Source organism: Nodosilinea sp. LEGE 07298 (assembly GCF_015207265.1).
Taxonomy (GTDB): Bacteria; Cyanobacteriota; Cyanobacteriia; order Phormidesmidales; family Phormidesmidaceae; genus Nodosilinea.
In genome coordinates, this window is record NZ_JADEXE010000328.1 from 1 (window position 1) to 7058 (window position 7058).

8 protein-coding genes are annotated in these 7058 nt (G+C 58.3%); 4 read left to right on the forward strand and 4 right to left on the reverse strand.

Going from position 1 to position 7058, the window contains the following annotated elements; translation table 11 throughout:
• Positions 1-136: 136 nt before the first annotated feature.
• The 4 genes from IQ273_RS28290 to IQ273_RS28305 form a co-directional block, all read right to left on the reverse strand.
• Positions 137-1429 (reverse strand): leucine-rich repeat-containing protein kinase family protein, encoded by a 1293-nt coding sequence (locus tag IQ273_RS28290; RefSeq protein ID WP_194026456.1) that lies wholly within the window; start codon positions 1427-1429, stop codon positions 137-139.
• Positions 1430-1566: 137 nt separating this feature from the next.
• Complete coding sequence (locus IQ273_RS28295; protein ID WP_194026457.1) at positions 1567-2235, reverse strand: hypothetical protein; 669 nt, start codon at positions 2233-2235, stop codon at positions 1567-1569.
• Positions 2236-2313: 78 nt separating this feature from the next.
• Positions 2314-2904 carry a protoporphyrinogen oxidase HemJ gene (gene hemJ / locus IQ273_RS28300; RefSeq protein WP_194026458.1) on the reverse strand — a complete coding sequence of 197 codons (591 nt, stop codon included), beginning with the start codon at positions 2902-2904 and terminating at the stop codon, positions 2314-2316.
• Between the two features lie 185 nt (positions 2905-3089).
• The gene (locus IQ273_RS28305) at positions 3090-5387 is read right to left on the reverse strand and encodes a tetratricopeptide repeat protein (protein WP_194026459.1); all 2298 of its coding nucleotides are present in this window, start codon (positions 5385-5387) and stop codon (positions 3090-3092) included.
• A 239-nt stretch (positions 5388-5626) separates the two neighbouring features.
• On the opposite strand from IQ273_RS28305, the gene IQ273_RS28310 reads away from it, so the two are divergent.
• From IQ273_RS28310 to IQ273_RS35095, 4 genes are read left to right on the forward strand one after another with little or no spacing between them, the layout of a single operon-like run.
• The gene (locus tag IQ273_RS28310; RefSeq protein WP_194026460.1) at positions 5627-6082 is read left to right on the forward strand and encodes a hypothetical protein; all 456 of its coding nucleotides are present in this window, start codon (positions 5627-5629) and stop codon (positions 6080-6082) included.
• Positions 6083-6133: 51 nt separating this feature from the next.
• A complete protein-coding gene (locus IQ273_RS28315) occupies positions 6134-6370 on the forward strand; it encodes a DUF4160 domain-containing protein (protein WP_194026461.1) in 237 nt (78 codons plus the stop codon).
• A complete protein-coding gene (locus tag IQ273_RS28320; protein WP_194026462.1) occupies positions 6351-6653 on the forward strand; it encodes a DUF2442 domain-containing protein in 303 nt (100 codons plus the stop codon). Before IQ273_RS28315 ends, IQ273_RS28320 begins: the two co-directional genes overlap by 20 nt.
• A gap of 52 nt (positions 6654-6705) precedes the next feature.
• Positions 6706-7029 (forward strand): nucleotidyltransferase domain-containing protein, encoded by a 324-nt coding sequence (locus IQ273_RS35095; RefSeq protein WP_313898279.1) that lies wholly within the window; start codon positions 6706-6708, stop codon positions 7027-7029.
• The last annotated feature ends 29 nt before the right edge of the window (positions 7030-7058 follow it).

The window sequence follows — 7058 nt, forward strand, 5'->3', positions numbered from 1 at the left end:
TTCGTCCTCTCCCAGAGGTCCCAAAAAACCTGCTAAAAAGGAGCCGTTTAATCCGAAGCATCCCCATGTTGCCACCGCTCGGCTCCTCAAGCAAAAGGAGAACAAACGTTCACCTTAACAGGGGTACGTCTACCCCCTAGGGATTGAACGTTGTCAGCGTGGCCAAAACCTCCTCAAAACTGGGCCGCGCCAGCACATCGGGCTGCATACAGGCGTGCTGAAGCTGGCGTAGCCAACTGGCTGGGGGGCAGCGATCGCACAAATCTTCGAGCAGACAGCCAAAGGCCCTGACCTCAATCCGCTCCAGGGCTGGAGCTACCGTGCGATCGGCGGGGTCATAAAAACCGGCCGCTCCAAAGTCACTGAGGCGAATATCTCCGGCTGAGTTTACCAGGGTGTTGTGAGGGTACAGATCGCCGTGGAGAATGCCCCGACGGTGCAGATGGGCGGCCGCCGAGGCGACCCCCTGAGCGATCGCCAGGGTGACGGCCAGAGAAAATTCGACATCGTCAGGGTAGGTATCGCGGGTACAGCTTTCCAGGCTGGGCGGGCCACCCATCACGCCGTAGGTGTCAGGCACCAGCGGTAGCACCAGGCCGTTCTTGTGTTCAGGATGGTGGATGACCTGCCCCAGGGGACCAATCAGATGCGGGTGCGAACCCGCCGCAATACAGGCCCGCAGTTCGTCTTCTGGCAGACCGTCGCTGGTCATGGCACCTTTGAATACCTTGATCGCCACCGCTGTCTGGCCCTGCCGCCACAACCCCTGCGAAATTACGCCAGAGGCCCCTTGGCCCAGCACATGCCCCAGGCTGAGGTCGGTCCAGGGAATCTGCGGCAGGGCGCTTGAGTTCGCCAGCGCTGCTCTTTGGCTAAACGGGTTGCCAGCATAGGCTAGCCAACTCAGACGGGGTAGGGTGAGCAGCCAGGGCGGCAGGTGGTCAAGCTGATTGGCCGCAATGCGAATTAGCTCTAGCTTTTGGCAGGCGGCGATCGTCTCGGGTAGCGCGTGCAGCTGATTGCCCGCCAGCATGAGCTTTTGTAGGTGGGGCAGCTGGCCTAGGGTCTCGGGCAGCGCTTGGAGGCAGTTGTCGGTCAAAATTAGCCAGCGGGTTTTGGCGGGTAGCGACTCGGCTGGCACAGTGGCAATCTGGTTGGCCTTAAACCCAATCATCGAGAGGTTGGGGCACTGGGCCAGCACCTCGGGCACCGTCTCAAAGCCGTTGTTGTTAAAGAATGCAATCCGCAGATTGTGCAGTTTAGCAAAGCTATCAGGCAGGGTGGTCAGGGCGTTGTTAGAGAGATCTAGAATTTCGAGGCTGTCGGCCAGCTCAAGAATCTCTTCTGGGAAGGTGGTTAGGTCTGCGGCCAGGGTCAGCCGCTGGGTGCCGATTAGCTGGCGCGATCGCAGCATCTCCAGAGTGTGCATAGGGGTGGCCTCAGGGTAGTCAGGGTGCTACGGCCTAATGTGGCATTTCCCTGGTGCTACACCCATAAAAGTTCGGTGTAGTTTACCCTCAGCCGCACAGATATCCCATAAATTTGGGCCTAGACAGGATGGAAGGCTTACGGATCGGCGAGGAGGTTGATGCGGCCGCGCCAGAGCAGATAGGCCGTCACTACTGCGCCCAGGGTCAGCAAGCTACCCAGAACCAGAAAAAGCAGGCCCAACCAGCGAGCCGTCAAATGTTCTCGGTTTAGTGTCATCAAATAGTCAGCCTTGGTTTCAAACCCGATCTGGGCCTCCCCCACCACGGGCTGATCGTCAACAACACTGATGAGAGTGCCTAACACCAAAACCGGATCCTCAACCTGAAAACCCTCGTAGCGGCGATCGCTGTTCTCCTCCATAAGCGAAGCCGTAGACCGCAGGGTATACCCCGTCATAATTTCTACCTCGCCCCCCGAAATTTGCACCCAAAGGGTAGGGGTGTAGCTGCGTACGTTATCCCACTCCCATTCACCATCGCGGCGCACCCGATGGTACTCGTTGTAGGCCACCAGGGGCGGGCGATCGCTGGGAGCGGTGCGATCGCTCACCCAGCCCTCCAGCAGCACCCGAGCCCCCCGCTCGTTGAGCGTCTCGACCGTGGCGACCTGCAGCCGCGCGATTTCTTGGGCCTGGCTGGCGATCGTCTGGGGCACCATGACCCGAATTACTCCCCCAGCAATTAAAAAAGGAACCCCAACCGTAGCCAATACTCCTGGCAACAGCCAGCGCTCCCATCTGATCATTACTTTCCTTTATTGGGCTCTCCCTGACGGGTCTGTCATCCAAGCGTTGCTGGCTTGGCCCAGGGACGATTAACTCATTCAGGAATTCGGCAAGGCTTGAGGTTCAGGGGCAGCATTCAAAACCTCTTTTTCTTTGTCTAGCCGCCGTTTGCGAGCGTAGAGCTGAATCGTCGCCGCCATAAATACTACCAGCCCCACCATCAGCCAGGTCGTTGCCCCGGTAGGAAAGTTGTTCTTAAAAATGACCAGCATGACAATCGCGACTAGCAGCAGGGTAGGCGCTTCGTTCAGCGCCCGCAGCTGCTGGCTCGACCACTGACATTCACCCCGATGCAGCTGACGCATCAGTCGCCCACAGTAGTGGTGATAGGCCAGCAGCACGGCCACCAGGCCGAGCTTGATATGCATCCAGCTATCTTTGAGGTACTCGGGCATTTGCACCAGCAGCCCCACCGCCATCGCCACCGTCACCACCATGCCAGGGGTGGTAATGATGCTGTAGAGGCGCTTTTCCATAATGGTGTACTGCTTTTTGAGAATGCCTCGGGCCGGTTCTGGCTCAGCCTCGGCCTCAACGTGATAGATAAACAGGCGCACCAGGTAAAACAACCCGGCAAACCACACCACCACCCCAATAATGTGAAACGCTTTGAACCAGTAGTAGGCCATAGTCTTTCCTTCAGCCCAACCAGAGTCCTGCTCTAGTAGGATGTTGCAAACCATTAAGTACGCTTTCCATTGTTATGCAAGGGTTTGCCCTTGAGAAGGCACCCGCGACGGTTCTTAACGATTTTGAAGAATGTCGCCATTGCGAAACCTCGCCAGGCCAATGAGGTCAAAGTTTGTGGACCTGTCTACAGCCGCCTCAGCACCTGAGGCAGTAGCTCACCCGGTAGCTTTGAGAGCACCGCCTGCTGACCCGGAATGCCCAAGATTTCAAAGGTGAGGTGAGCGTTGTAGACCAGGGCGGTGATCAGCACATCGACCTGTTGAGGGCTGTCGCGCCAGCCTTCGTAGGCCAGCAGGTAGTAGCGCAGGGCGGCTTCTAGGTGGTGCTGGCGGGCGTCGGTTTGGTCTGCTGGCAGGGCCTGGGCCAGCTGGTCGTGGACAACTCCGGCGCTGTGGCAGGTGGCCCACAGGTCAAAGCCCAGGGCTGGGGAGGGCGACTCTTGCAGAGCGGTTTCGGCAGCCATGAGGGCCATTTCGTAGGCGGTAACGGCCTTTTGCAGGGCAATCAGGCGGCGATCGCCCTCTGGAGCCGGTTTTGGGCTCTTGCTCGTCATCTCGACCTGCTGGGCTAGATCCCAGTAGGCAGTACCCAGGTTGTTGGCGGTGGCGGCGCAGCCAGCGGGGGCAGCGGCAACGGTGCGGTACTGGAGGGCCGCCTGGTAGGCCGCGATCGCCCGTTCGAGCAAAAACACCGGCTGCTGGTGCTGGGCCAGGCTCCAGTAGGCAATGCCCAGGTTATTTTGAATCATGGCGGATTCGAGCGGGGCATTGGCGGCGGTGCGGTGGGCTAAAGCCTCACGGTAGGCCGCGATCGCCAGGGGTAGGTGGTGTTGAGGGTCATCGTGCTGGGCCAGCCGCCAGTGAATCGCGCCCAGGCTGTTTTGCAGGTTGGCATAGTCAATCGGCGATCGCGCCGCCGGACTGTGTTCCAGGGCCGTTTGATAGGCCGTCACCGACTTTTCTAAACAGGGTGCCGGATCTTCCAGATTGGCCAGCAGCCCGTAGACCGTGCCCAGGTTGCCAGCAATCCGCCCCAGCGTATCGGCAGGAATGGTTCCCTGGCTGCCCTGGAGCGCTTTTTCGTAGGTTTGAGCACTGCGTCGCAGCCAGGGGGCAGGGTCGATCATGCCCGCCTGCTGACCCTGGAGCCAGTAGAGGCTGGCCAGGTCGTTGAGGGCGTCGCACCAGTCGGTGCTGCCTTCGGGCAGACCGGCGATCGCGCGGTCATACATCGCCATGGCAAAATCCAGCACGCTGGCGGCAGGGGTATCTACCGCCATGCGATCGCGCCCCATCTGGCCCAGGGCCAGGTAGGCCTGCGCCAGGGTCAATGGCCCCGCCTGCTGGTCAACCAAACCTTGGATATAGCGCCACAGGTTTACCAATTCGGCATCCTGGGCTAGGTCGGGGGGCAGTTGCAGAGCATCTAACGGTCGCCGGTGAACAGGGCTATCGGGGACAGCCTCGGCAGCGATCGGGGCTGTCGAAGGCAAGATCGGCTCTGCCCGCTGCAGCGCCGCTAGGGTTTCAGCGGCGGTGGCTCCCACAGGCGGCATGATCACACTGGAAAACGCGCCCTGATCTGATCTACCGTGCTCTAACACGGTATAGCCCTGAGAATGATTGGGCTGAGGCGAATCTAACGCTTTGGCGGCTGCCCTATCTAACAGAGTTGGGAGATCGAGGGGTGGCGAGGCTGGTTTTTCCGTTGAGGCAGGGGTGGGGATAGAAGACTTCTCCGCAGGGGCAGGGGAGACTGGCTGCTCAAAGGTGGAGAGGTCATCGCGCAGCACTTGCCACAGGCCAGGAGGTTCGGTCGCGGGGCTGGCTGTAGCTGATGCATTGAGCTTAGCCGCTGAGACTGCGGTTGGAACCGCCTGGGGGCTAGGTTCACCGACAAACTCAAATAGACCGCTGCGCGATCGCCAGAATCCTGGCACCGACTGGCGAATTTTGCCCAGCCAGGGGCGCGGCACCCACACCAACAGCCGACAGTCGAGCTGGGTCAGCAGGGCATCGACGCGAATCAGCGAGGCCAAAAATCGATTTTGCACCGTAGGCGACTGGCGGGTGAGCTGGTCAACGCCCACAATTTGAAACACGGGTGTTGTGGGCAAACTGCCCTGAAGCCGCCGCTGCTGCTTCAGCCACAGCAGCACCTCGCGCACCAGGTCGGGGCGATCGCCACCCAGCCGCAGCGTCACCAGGATAAACTGCCGCGCCCGTACCTCTGGGGCCAGAGGTACCGTGTCGGGCAGGGGGCTAAAGTTGGCTTCCAGGCGCTGGGCTAGCTGTTCTTGCAGGGCCACATCGTCGCATACCGCAATCAGCAGCTGCCGTCGCAGGTTGAGTTGCAGGGCCAGCCGCAGTTCCTGGTAGGCTTCCTGGTTGTGGCCCAGATAGGTTTGAGAATTCAAAGACACAGCAGCGGTCACAGTGGGTAAGATGCAGGCGGCATGGTAAAACTAGTTGTTATGAACTAGTAGTTCGCCAAACCAAGATGACGAGTTAGTAGGGTTCATGGTTTCAGGTTCACGGTTTCAGGTTCACGGTCTGCCTTAAACCGTATACCTTGAACCTTGGGCCTCCGCCCCCTTCCATTACACTTCACCCCCCGGTCAATTGTTTCAGGAAAACCCAATCATTTTTAGTCCCGATGAGCGTGACTCAGGCGACCCCTCTAGCCCCATCTTCCCTTGAGCTGGCTCTTTTAGAGAAACTCAAAGCCGTTGGCGGCACCTGCGATGCCCTCACCGCGCTGCCAATTGAGCAAAAACGTTCGCTGCGCCAGCGAGAACGGGCCTGTCAGATCCTGCGCGATCGCGGCTGGCTTGACTACGACCACGACATCGCCCAGTTTGGCCTAACGCTCACGGGCAAAACTTTGCTCAAGCTCAGTCTGTCGGTATGGCCCGTCACCCCCGACGAGCTGCTGATTCTCAGGTCGTGCCTGGGCGGCAGAATTCACCCCGGCCAGATTCATCGGCGGGTGCCGGTGTACGATCGCCAGCGCCTGCTAGAGGGGTTGGCCGAGCAGGGGGTAATTGTGGTTTATAAACGAGCGATCGCCAACCTGCACCTTACCGCTCTAGGCAAGCAAAACCTAGTGAGAGGTTAACCTTTCACGTCTAACCAGCCATTAACGTTTGGATGTGTCTAATTTGCCGCTATGCCTACAGTGCTTCAGGTTGGCCCCTACAGTTTCATTTTCTTCAGTTCCGATCGAGGCGAACCAGTCCACATTCACGCTAAGCGCGCTCGCCAGATCGCCAAGTTCTGGCTCAGCCCGGTTAGATTAGAGAAAAACCGAGGCTTCAAAAACCACGAACTCACAACGATTGCCAAGATAATTGAAGACAACCAAAACGCGATTTTAGAGGCGTGGCATGACTACTTTGACCCTTGAGACTGAACCTCTTGCGGCAGCGGTTTCTGTAGACTCCGAAAAGTTGATGGTTGAACTGGCCGATGGTCGAAGCTTAACCGTGCCTCTAACTTGGTATCCTCGTCTGCTGTATGGCACAGCTGAGGAAAGAAGCCGTTGGCAACTGCTGGGCGATGGCTACGCGATCGAATGGCCTGACCTGGATGAGCATATTGGTATAGAAGGCTTGCTCGCTGGCCGACACAGCAGCGAAAGTCAACGCTCCTTTGACCGCTGGCTACTCACCCGTCAGGGGAAGAAATGAGGTTGGTCAAGAACATGCGTAATTAAGCTGTCCACGAATACTCTCAGGTAGAGTGAATCGCAAACAGGTCATAGCGCTAACCCAGGCCTACCAGGCCGACCTTGAAACGCTAGGAGTCAAAACCTTAGATCTATTTGGCTCAGTGGCCCGCGATGAAGCGAGCCTGACTAGCGATGTTGATTTTTTAGTAGAGTTTGCCATTGAGCCGACTCTGTTTGATCTATTTCGAGTGCAGCACTATCTCGAAGATCTCCTGGATTGTGACGTAGATCTGGCACCCGTGCAGCGCTTAAAGCCCATTTCCACCAACCTGTTGCCAAGGATCTCGTCCGTGTCTTCTAGAGATTGGCTGCTGCAGGGACACCTCTCCAATTGAGAAAACCTCCACCCACCTAACCCTCCCAC

Excerpts from the sequence above, each read along its gene's own strand:
- IQ273_RS28320 (WP_194026462.1), top strand. The coding sequence starts at position 6,351 with ATGACTACTTTGACCCTTGAGACTGAACCTCTTGCGGCAGCGGTTTCT.
- IQ273_RS28290 (WP_194026456.1), bottom strand. The coding sequence starts at position 1,429 with ATGCACACTCTGGAGATGCTGCGATCGCGCCAGCTAATCGGCACCCAG.
- hemJ (WP_194026458.1), bottom strand. The coding sequence starts at position 2,904 with ATGGCCTACTACTGGTTCAAAGCGTTTCACATTATTGGGGTGGTGGTG.
- IQ273_RS28295 (WP_194026457.1), bottom strand. The coding sequence starts at position 2,235 with ATGATCAGATGGGAGCGCTGGCTGTTGCCAGGAGTATTGGCTACGGTT.
- IQ273_RS28315 (WP_194026461.1), top strand. The coding sequence starts at position 6,134 with ATGCCTACAGTGCTTCAGGTTGGCCCCTACAGTTTCATTTTCTTCAGT.